Annotated in this window: 15 protein-coding genes; 3 read left to right on the top strand and 12 right to left on the bottom strand. The window is 42.3% G+C overall.

Features of this window, described 5'->3' with window-relative positions:
• Positions 1-359 precede the first annotated feature (359 nt).
• The 10 genes from SHEWMR4_RS06925 to rfaH form a co-directional block, all read right to left on the bottom strand.
• Positions 360-1,544: a TDP-N-acetylfucosamine:lipid II N-acetylfucosaminyltransferase gene (locus tag SHEWMR4_RS06925; RefSeq protein WP_011622108.1), complete on the bottom strand. Its 1,185-nt coding sequence runs from the start codon at positions 1,542-1,544 to the stop codon at positions 360-362.
• Positions 1,538-2,113, bottom strand: a complete 576-nt coding sequence (locus SHEWMR4_RS06920) for an acyltransferase (RefSeq protein ID WP_011622107.1) — start codon at positions 2,111-2,113, stop codon at positions 1,538-1,540. The genes SHEWMR4_RS06925 and SHEWMR4_RS06920 overlap by 7 nt, the downstream gene beginning before the upstream one ends.
• Positions 2,114-2,117: 4 nt before the next feature.
• Positions 2,118-3,227, bottom strand: coding sequence for a dTDP-4-amino-4,6-dideoxy-D-glucose aminotransferase VioA (gene vioA / locus SHEWMR4_RS06915; protein ID WP_011622106.1), 1,110 nt, complete (start codon positions 3,225-3,227; stop codon positions 2,118-2,120).
• Between the two features lie 30 nt (positions 3,228-3,257).
• Positions 3,258-4,685 carry a lipopolysaccharide biosynthesis protein gene (locus SHEWMR4_RS06910; RefSeq protein WP_011622105.1) on the bottom strand — a complete coding sequence of 476 codons (1,428 nt, stop codon included), beginning with the start codon at positions 4,683-4,685 and terminating at the stop codon, positions 3,258-3,260.
• A gap of 5 nt (positions 4,686-4,690) precedes the next feature.
• Positions 4,691-5,566 (bottom strand): glucose-1-phosphate thymidylyltransferase RfbA, encoded by an 876-nt coding sequence (gene rfbA / locus SHEWMR4_RS06905; protein ID WP_011622104.1) that lies wholly within the window; start codon positions 5,564-5,566, stop codon positions 4,691-4,693.
• A 70-nt stretch (positions 5,567-5,636) separates the two neighbouring features.
• Positions 5,637-6,716 carry a dTDP-glucose 4,6-dehydratase gene (gene rfbB / locus SHEWMR4_RS06900; RefSeq protein WP_011622103.1) on the bottom strand — a complete coding sequence of 360 codons (1,080 nt, stop codon included), beginning with the start codon at positions 6,714-6,716 and terminating at the stop codon, positions 5,637-5,639.
• Between the two features lie 223 nt (positions 6,717-6,939).
• A complete protein-coding gene (locus SHEWMR4_RS06895; protein WP_011622102.1) occupies positions 6,940-7,926 on the bottom strand; it encodes a Wzz/FepE/Etk N-terminal domain-containing protein in 987 nt (328 codons plus the stop codon).
• Positions 7,927-8,127: 201 nt separating this feature from the next.
• A complete protein-coding gene (locus tag SHEWMR4_RS06890; RefSeq protein ID WP_011622101.1) occupies positions 8,128-8,481 on the bottom strand; it encodes a four helix bundle protein in 354 nt (117 codons plus the stop codon).
• Positions 8,482-8,621: 140 nt separating this feature from the next.
• Positions 8,622-11,135: an SLBB domain-containing protein gene (locus SHEWMR4_RS06885; protein ID WP_011622100.1), complete on the bottom strand. Its 2,514-nt coding sequence runs from the start codon at positions 11,133-11,135 to the stop codon at positions 8,622-8,624.
• A gap of 791 nt (positions 11,136-11,926) precedes the next feature.
• Positions 11,927-12,427 carry a transcription/translation regulatory transformer protein RfaH gene (rfaH, locus tag SHEWMR4_RS06880; RefSeq protein ID WP_011622099.1) on the bottom strand — a complete coding sequence of 167 codons (501 nt, stop codon included), beginning with the start codon at positions 12,425-12,427 and terminating at the stop codon, positions 11,927-11,929.
• Positions 12,428-12,899: 472 nt separating this feature from the next.
• On the opposite strand from rfaH, the gene SHEWMR4_RS06875 reads away from it, so the two are divergent.
• On the top strand, positions 12,900-14,369 hold the full coding sequence (locus tag SHEWMR4_RS06875; protein WP_011622098.1) for a peptide MFS transporter: 1,470 nt from the start codon (positions 12,900-12,902) through the stop codon (positions 14,367-14,369).
• 184 nt (positions 14,370-14,553) lie between these two features.
• Here SHEWMR4_RS06875 and SHEWMR4_RS06870 read toward each other — a convergent pair whose 3' ends face one another.
• A complete protein-coding gene (locus SHEWMR4_RS06870) occupies positions 14,554-15,657 on the bottom strand; it encodes a response regulator (protein WP_011622097.1) in 1,104 nt (367 codons plus the stop codon).
• Between the two features lie 121 nt (positions 15,658-15,778).
• Positions 15,779-16,564, bottom strand: a complete 786-nt coding sequence (locus SHEWMR4_RS06865) for a VacJ family lipoprotein (RefSeq protein ID WP_011622096.1) — start codon at positions 16,562-16,564, stop codon at positions 15,779-15,781.
• Between the two features lie 221 nt (positions 16,565-16,785).
• Here SHEWMR4_RS06865 and SHEWMR4_RS06860 point away from each other — a divergent pair, with 221 nt between their 5' ends.
• Both SHEWMR4_RS06860 and SHEWMR4_RS06855 read left to right on the top strand, forming a co-directional pair.
• Entirely contained in the window at positions 16,786-18,801 is a 2,016-nt protein-coding gene (locus SHEWMR4_RS06860) for a flagellar hook-length control protein FliK (RefSeq protein WP_011622095.1), read from the top strand.
• Between the two features lie 12 nt (positions 18,802-18,813).
• Positions 18,814-19,125, top strand: coding sequence for an EscU/YscU/HrcU family type III secretion system export apparatus switch protein (locus SHEWMR4_RS06855; protein WP_011622094.1), 312 nt, complete (start codon positions 18,814-18,816; stop codon positions 19,123-19,125).
• Positions 19,126-19,138: the final 13 nt, after the last annotated feature.

Here is a 19,138-nt window from a genome sequence, read left to right as displayed (position 1 = left end):
CTTGAATCTTGAATCTTGAATCTTGAATCTTGAATCTTGAATCTTGAATCTTGAATCTTGAATCTTAGAGTTATTTCTATTATTGATACTAAAATCGCTGAATTGAAGGTTACTTACTCAACTTATCGCGAATAATTTCTAACGAAAAAGATTATTTATGCTTTAATAAATCTAAGAGTTCTAAAAACTATTCCTACCAATACTTAACATTTCACTCCTAATTCCTAACTTTATTTTTTACTTCCCCATGCTTCCTATAGACCTTTTATAAAAAGCAGACAAATCGCTCAAGAAATCTGTATAATCGAGTTAAAAAGTTAATTTTCATTAAGATTAGCTGTTATTAATGGTTAATAAACTTAAAATATCTCCTTAGGTTTTATTGAGCTAGCAACTAAATCTTTAGTGCGTTGCAATATAACCTTTTCAGACCAGACAGACTTTAAAATTAGGCGATTGTGTTCAACTTCATAAGTATCGAGATGACTATGTAACAAACTCGGATTAACCTCTAATTCTTGTACTGAATAAACATATGCACTCATACTTTTAAAATATTTATAAAGTACGGATTCCTCGCGAAGAAAAACTTTAGAACCACGATACATCATAGCAACAATATTGCCCAATGCTTGCTGACGCACATGATTCATAATAACAAAACCACAACTATTAATGATGGCGTTATATTCCGATAATGGCATAAAATTATCAAGCACTTGGCATTGACTAAATAATTGAGGGTTATTATTGATATATTCCTTAATCAATTTAGCATATTTTTCATCACCATAACTTAATGGTAAAATAATAGTCCTTGACGAACCTGTTTTTTCTATAATGTCGAGTGCTTCGAGATGGTTATTGGTTGCTGTCGCACTATTGCCGAGCAGAATAGCATTGGCAGAATATATCTCACCTAGTTGAATATTTTTTATAATATGCCTTTCTAAAATCCCATAGTTCCAAGGTGAATATTGAGTATCTTTACCAAGTCCATATTTTTCCTTTACCAAATCATACTCTTGCGGTAAGACAGGTGAAAATACTTTTAAATTTCGCATCGCTAACTGGTAGAAAGATTTACTACAAACCAACATTTTAATTAAAGATTTTACGATGTGATTTAAAACGTCGAAACTCCGATTCTCATCATTAATAAATGTCTTTGTGTATTCCATCGTTTTTGGTAAAACCAATGGTTCGGCCAACAAATCAGAATCAAAGGGGCGACTATAATAATCGTATCCCCAACCTAACCAAGCATAATTTTGTTTAAGCAACACCATAGGTATCAATAAAGCACAAGGCAAACCATGAAAGATTACTAAATCATAATCCTTTAATTCTTTCCTTTGTGTAAAAAGTAATTTCAACCATTTTTTTTTGTTTAGCTGTCTATATAAAGAATTATCTTCGATAAAGGTCCAAGGTTTAGATGATGTTATATAAAAGGTGTTCTGACATGGATAAACAGTTTCAAAAATATCAACGGCTGTTTCTATAAACTTTTCATCCGGTGCTATATGAGCAATTTTTAGCATTTCCTATCGTCACCACTCATTAACAAAATTTCTTTATCCAACAAATTTTGCTTACGACTTTTTATCTTTTTCGCAGGTGAACCGATATAAACACCAAATGCCTCACAATCTTTGGTAATCATCGATAATGCCCCCACAGCAACACCTTCGTGCAGAATAACACCGGGGAGTACCACAGAACCAGAACCAATAATGACATGTTTACCTAAATAAACATCGGCATGTGTTACATTTGTATATTCTACAGGCACAGTAGGATTTGTTAAAAACAGGCCTGAATAGTCATCGTTACTAGAATAAATTGCAACTCTCGACGAAACCCCTGCGAAATCAGAGACCGTTATTTTGCCAGCACCTATGAGCAATGCAAAAACAGCAATGTGCACATAGTTACCAACTTCTATCCCACCATCTCCTGCCGATAAAACACAAAAGTCATCAATACGGACGTTATTACCAATCTTGATGCGGTGGGCACCATAAATGGAAGCTTTATCCGAGATCTGCACATTATGGCCCAGAGATGCAAACCCTATTTCATTTAATTGCTTTTCAGTTAAAAACGCCATCTGACTAACTCCCTTTAATTAATGCAATAACCTGTTGCTGCTGTTCAACAGTTAGCTCATTGAAAATCGGCAAACACAATACCTTTTCAGCCAATGCATTGGCCAGAGGTAAATGAACAGTATCGGCAGTTGGTAAACCCCGATACATAGGCATATTGCTAATAAGCGGGTAAAAATAACGGCGCGATAAAATACCATTAGCTTTTAGCTTTTCGTATAGCTCATCGCGGCTGAGAGGGTATTCTGCCTCCACTAAGATAGGGAAGTAAGAGAAGTTGCTATTAGCATTGATATCATGCTGATACAGGGTAATGCCCGTTACCTCAGCAAGCTCACAGCGGTAACGCGAATCGACGGCTTGGCGCTGCGCCATTGCATCATCAATATGTTTCAGCTGCACTAAACCAAAGGCGGCATTAATTTCACTCATTTTACCGTTAATGCCAGGCGCTGTTACTGTTAGCTCATCGGCGATACCAAAGTTTTTTAAGCGGTCAATACGTTGCTTGGTTTTGGCATCTGGGCTGATGATCGCTCCACCTTCGAAGGTATTAAATACCTTGGTGGCGTGAAAGCTTAAAATCGACAGGTCACCCCATTTAAGTAAACTCTCACCTTTATAATTGACCCCAAAAGCATGAGCCGCATCATAAATTACCTTAAGGCCATAGTTATCGGCAATTTTTTGAATAGCCTCAACATCACACGGATTGGAGTAGCAATGGACCGGCATAATGGCAGTGGTGCGTGGAGTAATCGCTGCTTCTATCTTGGCAGGATCAATATTAAAAGTGGTTGGATGAATATCGACAAACACTGGCTCTAAGCCATTCCACATGATCGAATGGCTGGTTGCCACAAACGAATAGGGAGTGGTAATCACCTCGCCGTGAATGCGCATCGCCTGCAAGGCGGTGATGAGCGCAATAGTGGCATTATTAAATAAAGAGACATGCTCAACACCCAAATATTCAGCCAACTTGGCTTCTAATTCTTGATGAAACGGGCCATTGTTGGTCAGCCAGCGATTATCCCAAATTTGTTCAAGATAAGGCATAAATTCGCTTAATTCTGGCAAAAATGGCTGGGTGACAGGAATTGTTTTATTCGTCATGTTTATATCCAAAGTAAAATAATTAAACCACTAGCGGCGCAAGATACTGCGCAGTTGCAACAGCAGTGGCTTTTGTGCCAATACTAAATACATGCCATACATCAATAAGGCTACGCTCAAGTTAACCGCTATTTGCAACCAGGATTGTAGAAAATATAAACCGGCGCCATATCCAACGGCAGCAGCAAAAATCACCGCAAGCCAAATAGGTAAAATATCTTTACATTGTTGCCATTGGCTTAAATGCGTTAACTTAGCTGTGTAATAGGTGTTAAGTAGCAAAGCTAAATAGGAAGTCAGGGTAAAACCGAGGCACATCGCCAGCACACCATAAGGAATGCTCAACAGCAGCACAGTCACGCCAATAACTTTTTTCATCACCTCAAGCTTTAAAAACAGATCACTGCGGCCAGTGACTTGCAACAAATTCAAATTAATAGAATGGATCGGGTATAACATATAGCCCAAACACAGCACACTAAGCAGCGCTGCGGCCCCCTGCCACTGCTCGCCTAATAGGCTGGTAAACAACGGCTTGGCAATCAACCCTAACGCAACAATCAACGGGAAGATCACTAGCGCCGACAATTTTAAGGTTTGGCGATAGGCGTTTGCCATTTTATCTGGATCGTCTTGTAACTGGCTAAACAGCGGGAAAGTAACGCGCTGAATGATGCCCGTAAGCGTCGACACAGGCACACTGGCTAATTGATTGGCTTGAGTAAATTGCCCCACCACGGCAGGGCTAAATTTTTTGCCAATAATGATTTGATACAGATTGTTGTAGATAACATCCAATAAGCCAGATAACAACAATTTACTACCATAACCAAACAGATAATTAAAAGCGTGCTTAGTAATGCGGCCACGCGGTAACCAAGGAGCAAACAGATTGAATAAAAAGGTAGCACAGCTGGCATTGAGCAAGGTTTGCGTCACCAACGCCCATACGCCATAGCCGTTAGTTGCTAATATTATCGCTGCTGACCCACTGATCAGCACACTGAGTACCGATATTTTGGCTTGGGTTTTAAAATCCATCACCACATTAAGCTTAACGCGCGGAATTAACGTAAATGCGTTGATCAGCACAACTAAGCCCAATATCCGCAGCAGGGTTTGCAGCTCGGCTTGTTGATAAAAATCGGCAACCAAAGGCGCGCTGATATACAAAGCAAAGTAGCACAAACCCGCCATGACAATGTTGTAATAAAAGGCGGTTACTAAGTCACTTTCTGTGCGATCTGTTTTACGAATTAACGCCGAAGTAAAACCACTATCGACAAATACATTAGCAATGGCAATGAACACTGCCAGCATGCCCACTAAGCCAAAAGCAGTTGGCCCTAATAATCTTGCCAAATATAAGGTAATTGCGAGTTGAATACCTTGGGTTAAAAATCGTTCCAAGGCGCTCCATTGCAGACCTTTTTTAGTTTTACTCGCAAGATCGATCATAGCGATTAGGGTTTAGCTAAGGTTAACAGATATTGGCCATAACTGTTTTTGCTCATCAACTCGCCGCGCGCCATTAACTGCTCTTCAGTTAGCCAATGCTGCAAATAAGCAATCTCTTCTAAACAGGCGATTTTATAACCTTGGCGTTTTTCTAACGTTTCAACAAACTGTGCTGCTTCTAACAAGCTTTCATGGGTACCTGTATCCAACCAAGCAAAACCGCGTCCCAACATTTCAACATGCAAATACCCCTGGTTAAGGTACATGTCATTTAAAGTTGTTATTTCAAGTTCACCACGCTCAGATGGCTTAACTCGCTTTGCCATCTCAACAACATTATTAGGATAAAAATAGAGTCCAGTGACTGCATAGTGACTTTTAGGATTTACAGGTTTTTCCTCAATAGAAATGGCTTTTTGGTTTTGGTCAAATTCTACAACACCAAAACGTTCAGGATCTTTAACTTGGTAACCAAAAACAGTCGCAGCTTCTCCAGTCTGAGCCTTCTCGACAGCTTTTTTCAGCTTGGCACTAAAACCCTGACCATAAAAAATATTATCGCCAAGAACCAAGCACACACTCGAATTACCAATAAACTCTTCGCCAATAATAAATGCTTGTGCTAAACCATCGGGGCTTGGCTGGAGAGCATATTCGAGCTTAATACCAAATTGAGATCCGTCACCGAGAAGACGCTTGAAGCTATCGCAATCTTCTGGGGTAGTGATAATCAAAATATCCTTAATACCCGCGAGCATTAACACCGAAAGAGGGTAGTAAATCATAGGTTTGTCGTAAACTGGTAGTAACTGCTTTGATACGCCCATAGTAATGGGATACAGTCGTGTGCCTGAGCCGCCAGCTAAAATAATTCCTTTCATTTAAATCAAGTTCCTAGGTAAATAGGCCCTAGGTAAAAACTAGGACTTTAAAATAAAGTTGTTAAAGAGATTAAATGCCTAAACGCTCTCGCTGATAGGTGCCATCTTGAACATGCTGACACCATTCTTGATTTGCTAAATACCATTCAACTGTTTTACACAGGCCAGTTTCAAAGGTTTCTTGTGGTTGCCAATTTAGCTCATTGCTGATTTTAGAAGCATCAATGGCATAACGGCGATCGTGGCCAGGTCTATCAGTTACATAAGTTATTTGCTCTGCATACGAACTTGCCTTTGGAACGAGAGCATCAAGAATAGTGCAAATAGTCTGCACTACTTCTAAATTTTGTTTCTCGTTATGTCCGCCGATATTGTAAGTTTCGCCAATTTGACCTTCTGTAACCACTTTGTATAGCGCACGAGCATGGTCTTCAACATACAGCCAATCACGGATCTGGTCGCCTTTGCCGTAAATGGGTAATTGCTTGCCTTCAAGGGCATTGAGGATAACCAGCGGGATCAACTTTTCTGGAAAATGATAAGGACCGTAGTTATTTGAGCAGTTGGTTACAATCGTTGGTAAGCCATAGGTACGCAGCCAAGCGCGAACTAAATGGTCACTGGAAGCTTTAGAGGCAGAATAAGGGCTGCTTGGTGCATAAGGCGTGGTCTCGGTAAATAAAGGCAGCTCTTGATTGACCACTTGGCCTTCTTGTTCATCAGGATGTGGCAAATCACCATACACTTCATCCGTTGAGATATGGTGAAAGCGAAATGCTACTTTGCGTTCAGCATCAAGTTGCATCCAGTAATGGCGAGCAGCTTCGAGTAGTGTGTAAGTCCCTACTATATTCGTTTGAATAAAATCAGCCGGACCGGTAATTGAACGGTCAACATGTGACTCTGCCGCCAAATGCATTACTGCATCAGGTTTATATTGTGAAAAGACTCTATCCAGCTCAGCACGGTCACAAATATCGACTTGCTCAAATGCATAACGCTCACTAGCCTCAACGCTTACAAGCGATTCTAAATTGCCTGCATATGTCAGTTTATCAAGGTTAATTACGCTATCTTGAGTATTGCTGATAATATGACGAACCACTGCAGAGCCAATAAAACCTGCTCCACCTGTAACTAGAATTTTCATTTTTACTACCAAATCCGATGAGTTTAACTATATAAAATGGCTATATTTGAGTGATAAATAATGAGCGTTTTAACTTTTCCATCTCAGCTTTACAAACCAGACTGAGACACTTTTCATCCATTTTGAGACAGCTGTCTGTTCGCCATCCCACATAAAGCCTATGTTTTAGTGTTTTTCTTCAAACTGTCCAATAGGCCCTTAAAACAAAAGAACATACTAAGTCTTAATTAAGTAATGGATTTCCCTCTTTTCTCATAAAATGCCTTACCAGCACTAACATCACCCCTAACATACCGCCGAGCATGGTACCTAATACGCAAATTAATGCGCGTTTAGGTTTGGCCTTTTCTTCAGGGGCTAAAGCGGGATCGATAGTTTTGAATACATATTCATCACGCACTTCGGCAAACATGATGGTTTTTGCCTGTTCTTCAATCAATTTGTAAAGTACGGTTTTGATATCGGCGACATTGGTTAAAGCTATTTGCTTATTTAAAAACTCAGTGCTGCGGTGCGCTTCAGCTACATCTCGATCCTTCATGACTTTATTGATATCTTGAATTAACCAAGTGACCCATTGCTGTGCAACTGTTGGGGATAAGTGCTCTACCGAAATAGTCACCATTGCAGTCTCTTTATCTTTATTAACAGCAATAATTTTACTGAATTCTTTATAGGCCTCTTGCATTGATGGCTCAGGTTTAAATGGCGCTTTCACTTCTCGCACCCAAGTATTGGTCGTCTCTACATAATCGTCTTCATCATAGATAAGTTTATCGCTATCTCTATCCCATTTTTTTGCGGCCATTAAATCGGCAAGTATATTGTGCTTTTGAATAAACTCACTGGTAAATTGGCGGGATTTTAATACTTCAATCGCAAGCTGGGTTTTATCAGTACCACCTTTAGCACCAAGATTTACTCCAGCAAGGCTCGCTAAACCACCAAACTGAGACGCCAAGGCACTTAAGCCACCGCCCTGCTCCTCTGATGCTGGTGCTAGTAAAGCTTCGGATTTATAAATATTGGGTTGCAAAATAGCAAAGGCGACAGAGGCAATAGCAAAAACAGCTGTTATGGCAATTATGAGCCATTTGCCTTGCCAGATGACGGCAAAAAGCTCACGAAGATCGATTTCGTCGTCTTGCACTTGAGGAAATCTGGCGTCGGATTGGTATGTGTTTGGATTTTTAGTGATTTGTGTGTTCATTGGTTCTTCAGATTCTAGATTCTAGTACGCTGCGCGGCGAGAGCGCTGCGCTTCTATAAAGGCAAAAGCTTAAAGCAGAGCGGGCTGCGCCCTTATAGAAAGAGCAGAGCGTCGCTTCGCGACTTCTAGATTCTAAAGCCACGTAGTGGCGTTCTAGAGGCCGAAAGCCGTTGTAGAGCAGTGCTCTTTGCTGCGTTCTTCTTAGCTTTTACTCTTACTTTGCTTTTGTTTGATAATTGCACCTAAGATTTTGGCTAATTCTTTTGCTTCTTGAACCATAAGTAACGCGGGTTCCTTTGCCAAATATCCAACTTCAATACCTATATAAAGTTGGGTGACTAGCTCTCCTAGAGAGCCTTTGGCATAGTACAAAAAGCGAATTTGATCTTTTAGTGTTTCACGCTCTTCACCCTCAGCAATATTTGAAGGGACAGATAATCCTGAACGGGTTATTTGATCTTTAAAACCCCAATTACTTACTAATTCTGTCACTTGATATATTTGACAAGATAATCTCGAAGCTCTTTTCCAAACATCCAGTTGTTCGAATCGCATTAGGGCTCCTTTCAGTCGCGAGAATCGAGGAAAAGCAGAGCACGACTTCTAGAAAAACCAGAGCGGGCTGCGCCCTGCTAGAAAGAGCACGTCGCTACGCGACTTCTAGATTCTAGAGCCACGCAGTGGCGTTCTATCTCCTATATCCCCGATATTGCGGATACTGCGACGGCGGTGTTGTAGATAATGCTCGTTACTTGAGTCCACAACGTTAGATTATCTTTGTATTCGGTATCTAATGGTACAACGATGGTGTCACCAGGTTCCATTGAGCTGCCGCCAGTAAACCATAATGAAGACTCAGGCATTTGTACCGAACCATCGGCTTTTAATATATAAGTGCGTGATTCGTCAGCGCGTTTACGTGCCCCACCGGATAACGCTAGATACTGTTCATAGGTTAAACCTGATTTAAAGCGATGAGTGCTTGGATGTTGCACCTGGCCCATAACAGATACCGTTTGGTTAGCAGGCGGAATGTAGAGTGCATCTGCATCTTCTAGCATTAAATCGGCACTTTCGATGCCTAATTCAATCGCATTGATATCGACAACCAAACGACCAACCGTTTTAACGTTTTCCAACTGATTTAACATCATTTGTGCGTCGTTATAACCAACGGTAGGCGTGTCTTTGGTCAAGGCCTTTGCGGCAATCTCGCGGCGCAATTCATCGGCAAGCTTAGCAAGCTCTTGCTGTTCTTTCTCTTGAATAGATTTGCGCAAAAAGACTGCACTGCGTGGTGCAGCATCACTCGTCATCCCCCCTGCACGAGCAAGCACTTGTTTTAAGGTTTCGCCGCGCTGGATACTGTAAGTACCGGGGAATTTGACTTCACCTTTAATGGTGACCCAGCGAGTTTCTTGCCAGTCTGGCAACGTACGTACGGTTAAGATGTCACGGCTTTGCAGTTTGATATTGGCCGCCGGATCATTTTGCATAACGCGGTCTAAACTAAGTTGCACATGTTCTACTGTGACACCGTTTTGCTCAGACACTTGTTGGCGAGTCAGCTCTGCAGATAAGGTATATGCACCTTCTTCTAGCCCGCCTGCAGCAATGAGTAAATCTTTAACATCGGCATTAACCGTTATTGGATACTGGCCAGGAAAACGCACATTACCATTGATATTAACTAGCTTCGCTGCATCACCAAAACGGCTTTGCTCTTTTAACTTTTTAATAATGGGCTTAAGCAGCTCCTCACGATCGGCATAGTCAAATACGATGACTGAATCACGTGGCTTTAGCGCAAGATTATAATGTGATTTTGGTTCACCAATTGCGCGCCCGAGGTTAATACGCTCGACTTCGATATCGCCACGTTGGTTGATTTCTCTTACCAACAAGCTGTAATCCAAGTCTGCCGAGATGGTTAAATCCCCCCAAATAGAAGGCAATAAATCGGCAACCGTTAAACCATTTGTCCATTGATATTTACCAGGGCGGATTACTGCACCAGAGACCGTAATAGCATTATCAATACGGCTTGAAGCTGAGCGCACATTAAGCAAGTCGCCATTTTTAGCTAACGTACTTAAGCCTGAGTTTTCGGTTAAATCTACGCTTACTACGGTTTTTACCGCTTCACGACTATAACGTTCGATGGTACTGGCTTTAGGATAAGCACCTGGGTTTAAGCCACTGGCCATATTAATCACATCGGCCATGGTTTCGTTATTTTTAAGCTCGTAAATGGCAGGGCGACGCACTTCGCCAATGACACTCACAGTGCCCCCTGTAGATGGAACAAAGACCACATCACCGGATTGTAATCGCATATCACCCGAAGCATCGCCACGAAGCAATAAATCATACAAGTCTAAACGGCCAATAGTTTTACCAGAGCGCTTTAATTGGATATCCCGCAAGCTACCAATTTCGTTCACACCACCCGAGATAAACAAGGCTTGGGTAATAGTGGATAAACTCGATACAGTATAGGAGCCTGGCTTGTAAGCGTCACCGGCAACAAAAATCCGGATTGAACGCAACTCACCCATAGTGATATTGGACTCAATACCTATCATGCTTTGGCTGATCTTTTGCTGTAATAACTCGCGTGTTTCAGCAAAGGTTAAGCCTACTAGTGAAATAGGCCCCAAGTTAGGAAATTGAACCGCGCCATCACGGCCGACGGTTAATGTGAACTGATTATTTTCTTTACCAAAAAACTGCACATTTAAGGTATCACCGGGGCCCATCATGTATTCAGCAGGCACTGGTACATCAGAAACGGGAGCAAACGTACTTGGAGAACCAGCAAATAAGTCATAGCCAAAGCGTTTTAGCTGATCTTCTTTTTTGCTTTCAATCGCTTCAACCTTAGCTTCCGTTTTGGTTGCCTGGTTAAGTTTATCGTCCTCAGATTGATCGATGACGTTATTACCAGTTTCCGTTCGTGGCGTAACTACAGTTGGGTTTTCAACAGCAGTAGCAGTAGTTGAGGCCCCCGTGATCATTGACGGATCAATACCGTATTGGCGAGCTAAACGTTCTTGCTCTGACTTAGGTAGTTGTTTGAATTGCTCTATCATCTGCGGAGAGGGCGTAATAGCTTGCGCCTGTGTGCCCATCAATATCGTGGCAGTGATGCCAACTAATATTGCGGTTTTGGGAACCGCTTTGATGTATTTTTTGAATTGTTGTAACACCAGATATCTCCGATTGGGTAAAGATGATGGAAAACATTAAAAACTTTAAAAGCTGATCGGGCTTTGCCCTGCGAGAAGATTGTACTTCTAAGGTCTAGGCTCTAAAGCTAACTTGCGAGCTTTACAGAGCGGCGCTTTGGATTGTGCCCTAGAGGCCGAAGACCATCCAAACAACAGCGCATGGATATCGTTCATCGAAACCTGACACGCTATCGACCCCTTTGGCATCCGCTGAGCGAATAAAACCATTCATTCGATGTCATTCGGACACGCTACCGCCCATAGATTGCGGCCTCTATATTGCCCTTCGCATTGCGAAAAATTAGATTTTTTAATAGGTTAAAGCTATATCTCAAGGTAGATCGAACTTTATCACTTACCCATGTTGAGACTTAAGATTTAAGTACCAGGTTCATGCTTTCGGTCTTCGAATAACAGAGAAATAATGCCTGTTAGAAACCTAAGGTCAGAACTTGCTACAGCATAAAATCAAATAAAACGTTTATTGTAAAAACTAAGTTCTAGCGGCTTAAGCAGTGGCAGATTGTACTGCTAAACCACTACGCAGTTTGTTTAATTAATGGCTACGACACCTTGCCTGGTTGCTTTTTATGCACTTTTTCTTTTAACAAACAACGTAAATTCAAAAATAGCCAGCAAAATATTGATTAAAAACAAAATTTTTATTTTAACCCTAATCTTGTTTAAATTTTATAAACTCAACTTATAGCAAATTTCTTACACGTCTCTAGGTTAAAATCCTAAACCAGCAAAGTGAAATAGTTAATAAATCACACGCGCTCAACAGATTGCATTGGAACTGTTAAGGTTTTGATTTGCCCCATGATATTAAATAAAACTTGGCAACGTTTGTTTGGGCATTTTTCTTGAAAAATGCCTTCTAAATCAATAAATGGCCCATCTTTAAAGCGAATTTTTTCCCCGGTTTTTAGTTCTAGTTCGTGGTCTAAAACCGCTTGGGAAGGCGTTAATTCTTTCATGCGAATAGCGTGAATAATACGATCGTCTATAGGCGTCATTTTTTCCTGACAATTGACGATTCGGCTCACGCCGCGAGTAGAGTTGACCTGCTTAACACTGGTTTGGCTTGGGTCGAAATTGATGAACAGATAATTTGGGAATAGAGGTACACGACAGATCCGCTTCTGCCCGCGTTGAGATTTTTCTTCAGAAACCATCGGTAAGTATGTTTCTAAATTTTGAAGTGCTAAGTTCTGTTGTGCCCTCGCTTCACTACGAGGTTTACAATACAAAAGGTACCATGCCTTCATCTACTAATCTCACTACCCTATGTTAAGTGATGTCCATTCACGGCTGGCAATCATAGCAAAGTTGTGAAGATGGATGGAAGCAGTTTTTTGACTCAATAGAGCCATCGCTCGGTATCTGAGCAAGGCTGGATATATTAGTAAAATCAGCATTAACCCACATCTATGCTAAGTTGCAGATAATCTCACCAGTTAGCAAGCCAAAATTGACTTTAGTTGCTTTTAAAGGGTATATAAGATGGGATTTTAGCGAAATTATTCCATTTAACGCTAAAAATATTACTTTTATTATAACAACGTAACAATAACTCATACGTAAGCCGTAGAAATTCAACAAGTTACTCTTGCCGTAAAGCCTGGGTTAATCAATGAATTCTTAGCGGATAAATGAGAAGAGCAACAACCATTTTTCTGTGGTGACATCATCCTGTAACAGGGGCGCCACAGGCAATCACGAGCTTAAGGTGGAAACTTCATGAGCGTAGCAAAACCACAGGGGACGATGCTTGGTCATCCCAAGGGCCTATTCCTACTTTTTACAACCGAACTTTGGGAACGTTTTAGTTATTATGCAATGCGCGCCATTCTGGTGCTGTATTTAGTCGATAAAGTTCAGAGTGAAGGGGGGCACGGTTTAGGATGGTCGCAAGCCGATGCGATTTCGCTCTACGGAACATTTACAGGTCTGGTTTACTTAACGCCTTTACTCGGCGGTTGGTTAGCTGACACCTTTTTAGGTCAACGCCGCGCCATCATGATTGGCGGTACGTTAATGGCCGCAGGTCAATTTATTCTTGGTACTCCTCATGCGTGGGTACCAGGTATGGAAACTGAAGTATTCTATGTCGGCTTAGGCACTTTAATCCTAGGTAACGGTCTATTTAAACCCAATATTTCCACTATGGTGGGTGACCTATACGAAGAAGGCGACCATCGCCGTGATGGTGCTTTCACCATTTTCTACATGGGTATCAACGTTGGTGCTTTCCTCTCCGGTATTATCGTAGGCTCTGTTGTCGCAGCTTATGATGGTAACTTCCAAGCCGGCTTTATCTGTGCGGGCATTGGTATGATCCTGTCGTTAATCATCCAACTTCTGTTTGCACAAAAATTACTCGGTAATATTGGTAGAACTCCAGCCGCTAAACTTGAGCGTGAAAAAGCTGCTGAAAAAGGCGAAGTACGTAAAGAACCTCTTACTAAAGTTGAGCGTGATCGTATTAAAGTCATCATGGTGATGGGTCTATTCACTATCATCTTCTGGGCAGGCTTTGAGCAAGCTGGCGGCCTGATGAACCTGTTCACTAACGACTTTACCGACCGTATGATCGGTACTTGGGAAGTACCTACCACTTGGTTCCAATCATTAAACGCGATGTTTATCGTGATTTTCGCACCTGTTGTAGCCTCTATTTGGGTACGACTCGGTAAGAATGAACCTAACTCACCTGTGAAGTTTGCTTTGGGCCTAGTGCTGTTAGCCGTAGGTTTCCTATTTATGATCGGTGCCGTGGTTGAAATGGGCGGTGATGCTTCTGCTAAATCAAGCATGTGGTGGTTAGTCGGTGCTTATTTCTTCCATACCATGGGTGAACTTTGCTTATCACCAATCGGTTTATCTATGGTCACTAAGTTAGCCCCACTGCGTATCGCTTCGTTAATGATGGGTTCTTGGTTCCTTTTCGTTGCTGCAGCGAACAAAATTGGTGGCGTGGTTGGTTCATTTATCGGCCATGGCGGCGAAAAAGAGGAGCAGCTCGCTAATGCGATGGCGATCTTCTCCGGTATCGCCATTACAGCTGCACTTTCCGGTGTGATCTTATACTTTATGGCGGACAAATTAGTCGATTGGATGCATGGCGCAGAAAGCAAGCATCACAACGAAGCCGAAGCGTTAGAAGATGAAATTGCTGTAACCGGTGAGCATGAAGCGATTAAACGTTAATCTGCTTTAGGTTCAATCAATAAAAAAACGCTGCCATGGCAGCGTTTTTTATTTATAGCTTATGATGATAAAACAAGATATTGAGCTTAATTCCGATTAAATATCAGATTAACACTCGATTTTAAATCATCGTAAACATTCACATTCGTTTTCATCGATATGCATAAAGTAACCAAGCCGCCTTTTATAAGCTCAATTGCAAAAAACCACCCGCAGGAAGCAGCGGATCATAAACGAGCCCTTTGAATTGGTTTTCTAATAGCTGCTGTTTATGTTCGGGTTCACTGGTCGCAATACAGAGCTGCTCCTGCGGCAATATAGTCCGAAACTGAATGCTAGGCTTGCCCCAATCCAACATGCCTAATTGTAAGCTATCTGAAAGCGCCAATGGGCTTAACCCCTCGTCATTACGCAAATAGCATCTCAGCCCCTTCCCTGCTTGCGCAATCGCAGCACGGTAACGGGTTAACTCGATGGCGACGTAAATAATATCCACGGTAATATCGAGACCAGACTTAACTAAACGCTCGTTCAAATAACTTAACATATTGAATGGCTCGATAATGGTCTTGCTTTGACCACTGCGGTAGCTCTTAAGCTTCTGGTTCACAAAGCTACGCAGTAATACACAGGCAAAGGCCGCCCTGTTATCTTCAGGATAAAGGTGAGCCATATACATGATGAGATAATCACTCCCCACCATGGTGGAATCAATAAAGTAACTACTGATATCACTACTCTTAAACAGACTGTAATCGACTTTTGCCGCTGGGTAGCTAATGTTGGAAGCCGGAAAAAGTTGTTGCTGAACTTGTTTTGCCGCTTCAACGCTTTGTTCTAACAGAACCAAGTTGTCCTTGAGTTCTTGGTTTGATAAAGCATCAAACTCGGCTTGAGTGATGTTGTCCGAATGGTTACGTTGCAATCCCTGTTTAATGGCTTGCTCAATGATAAATAAGTCTGGAACAGGTTTGACGAGATAATCGCAGGCTCCAACGCGAAGGGCTTCTACCACATCCGCCATAACGTTATTACCCGAGATCACAATTGAAGGCACCAATGGCTCTAATTTACTCATTTCTTTGAGCATATCGAGGCCACCAAGCTTTGGCATGCTGAGATCGGCAAGTATGATATCGAAACGCTGTTGCTTAAAAATGGACAGCCCTTGCTCACCATCACAGGCCTGTACCACTTCGGCACCGCGGCCACTTAAAAAAGTGGCGACGATTTGCCTAAAGACTGGGTCGTCTTCGACCAAAAGAATAGAAACATCACTTAACGCCATAAAGATTCCCGAATAACATTCATTGCGACAGCAATAACTCAATCATGACATCGGAAGAATCATTCAATACGGCAAGGGCTTGGTTGCAAAAAAGTTTTACAACCAAGTACAGCGCATAAGCTTACTCAAGTTCCTGCATGTACTGATCGAGCAACTCATCATCTTCTTGTTTTTGAGGAACATTGCCATCATAGACTTTATAGTCCATGTGTTGTAAGTACGCATCTTTCACGAAGGTATAGGGATCGAGCGCATTATCAACAAGCCTTTCTTGGTCAATCGCTGACGCTCTCGCATGAAGACTCTTAAGTCCCCATTTAACAATGGATTGCCACACTGTTAGCTCAGATAGTGGAAAGTATAGACCATCAACCCAATCCGATGCGAGTTCTCGCACTACGTAAGGACCGGCAAAAGGCGCCATAAAATACGGCCCATTCGGCACACCGTAGTAACCTAAAACTTCGTTAAATTCATCTTGCTTACGTGGCATCCCCATCATATCAGCCACATCGAACACTCCGAGCAAGCCGATTGTCGTATTGACCGTAAAACGTCCGCCGGCATTGGCCGCCCAACCCCATTTACCCTGTAAGGCATTGTTAACGAGACTACTGGGCTCTTCCAAATTCTGTACGAAGTTATTTATCCCCGTTTTTGCGGGCAATGGCAGATAATCGTTGTATCCATGGGCGATCGGACGATAAATATATCTATCTAAATACAGATAGTTAAAGTCCCACATTGCACGGTTGAATCCCTCAAGGGGATCTCGAGGATCATCGTAAGTAATCTTTACTGCTGAAGCCGTTTCCTTTGGAGTAGTATCGGGCACTGTCGCTTCTGCCCCATACACCTTAGGCAGTAGTGCAAATCCTAAAAGTACCCCTAGCCATTTCAACTTCATATTGCTCTCTTAAATAAATGTACTGCTTAGATATCGAGTTTTGCTAAAGTGACCATGGACAAGTGACGATAAAAGATCATTCATCTGAGTGGCATACTCTAGTATGACAGAGAAACTGTCGTTGTTTTTACAAAGCGCATAAGCATACTTGGCAAAACATTTTGGTCAATTGTTAATTTTTCAAAATAGCGTGCCGTTAGATACACCAACAAGGGCCTAACATGGAGTCTATTCCTCTAATTAATACAGCCAATGCGCAATTAATCACTTCAGCGGCCTCAATCGATGCTGCAAGCGTTAGCTCGCGCCCTATTCCTGCTGAAGTGCAGATCTCTCCCGAGGGCGATAGTATTATTCTAAACGGTACAGAATATAATTTAAAGCTTGTTAATGCACAGCAAAGACAAGCACTCATTGTGGCAAGCCATTTTTTAGTGAATCAAATCGCTCCACAAGCCAATACCACTGTGAATGCGACTGTACCTAACGCGCAATTATTGACCCTAGGCGCAACTCTTACCCTTAAATTGCCCGACGCGATTGCACAACTTGCACAGCAAAATGGCATTTCCTTAGATAAGCTCTATTCCCTAGCAGCTAGGCCACAAGGGTATCCACTACCCAATGTCACTGTTACAACGAAAGAATTTCAATTTGCGAACGGGACAGTGGTGCCACAGGATCCTGGTACTCGACTCAGCGCAGGAGAATTTCAAGCGAATATCAGCCTCTCTCAAGGCCGGCCTATTTTAGTCTTGACCCCAATACTGAGCAAACTCGAAATCCAAATTGGCGCGCCAATAAATGAAACTCAGCTTCCCATTATTGATAAACAAGCAGCCAATGTGGTGATCTCTAAAACTGAACCGGTTCAGGTAATTGCCACATTTTTGCGAAAACTTGAGGGACTGACACCTCAAGCTGAATTATTAAATACGTCAAAACCTCGTATTCAAGCCCAAGTGGCACCAGATAACAAAGCGGCTGTGGGGGTGACGACCTCTTCGGCAACAGATAATCCAACCAGCAAAAACAATGCATCGGCGCTTAGTATTCAAACCAGTCTACAAGCGAATACTGAACCTAAGTTGACTACTGTAAATCAAAAGTTAATTCCTGAAATTCAACCCCAAGAGATGGCAAAGACTCAACAAAAAGCCCCCTCTTTGGAGATAAATCTCACTGAGGCTAAAAATGTCGCCTCCAACACTCTGCCAACTCGCGATGAGAATATCCGCAACACGGCATCGGCAATGCTACCGACGAATGCGATGAAGTCAGAGGCGGCATCAAGCACCTTGGCAAAATCGGCCTTGAGTAGTAATGAACTCCCCTTAAATCTCAAACCTCTGGCCGCTGAGGCGCAATTAACAGAGAAAACCAACAAAGCCAGCGAATCGACTATCAGTGTCAATGAGGTATTACAAAAAGCCTTTACCAAGGCAGGCGCATTACCGCTAGAGCAAATGCTCGCGCGTGGTGGAGCAAATCTCGCGGCAGAGTTATTAAAGCATTTACCTCATTTGAGCCCGCCAACATTAGGACAATTGAGTGACCCTGGGGAGCTTAAAGAAACGATGTTCGGGCTTTCAGCCTTAAACCTTGCCGCTCCACAACCTAATCCAGCGACGGTTTTGATGAATGCCAATGCGATTACCTCGCTGTTTCAATTATTACTGGGATTCAGGGCCAATAATGCCAACAATAGCATCAGTCAAAAACTGGCGGATTATTTAGAGATACTCCAGGCTAAAACGGGCTTATCGACCAATCTGCTTGGACAATTGAGTAAAGCCGGGGGACTCGAGAGCATGGGGCAATTGGCTTCAAGCTTACACCTCTACCAGCAAGCCAGCGGCGAGAACAACGGCAATCTGGTGTGGTTTTTTGCCCTGCCCTATGGCATCAACCAGCGGCATGAACAGCTTGAGGGTAAATTTGAACGAGATGCCAATGACGATGAACAGCAAAAGTATAAAGGTTGGCATTTGCAGTTGAAGTTTAATCTTGCACAGGGGCCGCTGCTGATTTCGGCACGCTTTCATCAGCAAGTGTTAGATATTCAATTTAAAGGTAATAGCCAACAACTGCTCAATCGCGTCGATAATTTTTTAGCCCCCCTAGGCCAAAAATTATCCCAGTTAGGCTTTACTCCCGGCGAGCTTTCCACGCAAATAGCACAAGTACCGGCGACCCTACTCCCTGGCGATCATTTTTTAGTGAAAACACGCGCATAGAATCGAGAACGAATGATGGATGAAGAACCTAAAACCCAGCAAGCCGTCGCCTTAGGCTACGATGGTAAACATGCTCCTAAAGTTGTGGCTTCGGGGGAAGGATTAGTTGCAGATGAAATTATTGCGCTAGCAAAAGCGTCAGGCGTTTATATTCATCAAGATCCCCACCTGAGTAATTTTTTAAGATTGCTCGAATTAGGTGAGGAAATTCCGAAAGAACTGTACCTGCTGATCGCAGAACTGATTGCTTTTGTGTACATGTTGGATGGCAAATTTCCCGAGCAGTGGAATAACATGCACAAGAAAATTGTAGAGAAAGCCTAAGAATAAGAACTAT

It is taken from the genome of Shewanella sp. MR-4 (genome assembly GCF_000014685.1).
Taxonomy (GTDB): domain Bacteria; phylum Pseudomonadota; class Gammaproteobacteria; order Enterobacterales; family Shewanellaceae; genus Shewanella.
The sequence above is the reverse complement of the archived record's forward strand: the minus strand, read 5'-3'. Positions and strand labels throughout refer to the sequence as shown.